The 1352-nt window shown below is 67.5% G+C and carries 1 protein-coding gene; it reads left to right on the forward strand.

Annotated elements, in window-relative coordinates:
* Positions 1–152 precede the first annotated feature (152 nt).
* Positions 153–1352, forward strand: a 1200-nt coding sequence (locus HGBR_RS18830; protein WP_390620761.1) for an HNH endonuclease signature motif containing protein, incomplete at its 3' end; no start/stop codon positions are given.

Genomic DNA, 1352 nt, shown 5'->3' on the forward strand with positions numbered 1-1352 from the left:
TCCTCCAATCCGCCACCAGCAACGACGGCGACACCACCACCGAGGGTTCCGACGCCGACGGCGCGAATAGTGCTGTTGCTGATGACAGCATCGGTGCTGCTAGTGGTGACGTGACCAGTGCCGCTGGTGGTGCCAGTGACGACACTGCCACTGTGGGTGGCAGGTATCGGGTCGAGGTGTCCCTCCCCGATGACGCCTCGATCCTGCGCAAACACGCCACCGTCGTCGTCACCGTCCCCCTGACCACCCTCATGGGACTCGACAACCGTCCCGGCATGATCGCCGACACCCCCGTGCCGGCGGACATGGCCCGCACCATCGCCTCCACCTCGACAGTCTGGTACCGGATGCTCACCGACCCCTCCACCGGACGCGTCCTCGACCACGTCGCCCACCGATACGAGCCCGACCGGGCCACCCGCATCGCGGTCGCCTCGAAATGGCAGACCTGCACCGCTCCCGGCTGCGCGAGGCCTGCCCGGCACTGCGACCTCGACCACGGGGAGCCCTTCGACCACGACAACCCCGAACAGGGTGGGCGGACCGAACCCGCGAATCTCCACCCCCTGTGCCGCCGGCACCACCAGGCCAAAACCGCAGGCCGGTTGCGGATGCGTCGGATCACTGCCGACGAGATCGAATGGATCCTCCCCTTAGGCACCACCAGCACCACCATTGCGCCCACGGTTGATGATGGTGGCATCCTCACCGCTGCCTGCCACCCCGACGATACGCCTGCCCGCGCCCAAGCACGCGACACACTCCACGCCCATCTGTCAGGCCAGGACAGTTCCGACGTTTCGGGAGACTCCGACGCCACTGGCGCTTCTGACGCGCAGGTGCTGTCACCTGAGGATGCTTATGCGCAGGTGTGGGCGGAGTACCTCGCCGAGGAGAAGCGGTGGGACGAGCACGTCGAACAGGTCCGCACCCGTCAGCGCACCGCACTGGCCGACGAGCGGAACCGGTTCCAGGCGTGGAAGGACTCCCAGCTGGCCAGCCTGGAGAACAGGATCACCCGGGAGAACGAGGCCCGCACCCGCGCATGGCGGAACATCGACCGTGAGCGTGACCGCAACAAGCGGGACTGGCAGCTGCTGGCCGCCAGCCGGGCCGCCCTGTCCGAACACATGCAGGCCTGCAACCTGACCACCCCCACACACAAGCCGCTGAGCATGAGTGCCCCTGAGACATCGACCCTGCTGTGGAAGACCACGATCGTGCCCACACTCGTGGAGACCTTCCACATGGACAAGCCCACCCCCGGCCACCCTGGGCAGGGGCCGACCATGAGCGTGCACACCCCGCTGGTGTCGACAGGCATCCGCGTGGCCGTCCCCCAGCCCTCACAC

Origin of the sequence: Brevibacterium senegalense (assembly GCF_000285835.1) — a bacterium.
GTDB classification, from domain to species: Bacteria; Actinomycetota; Actinomycetes; order Actinomycetales; family Brevibacteriaceae; genus Brevibacterium; species Brevibacterium senegalense.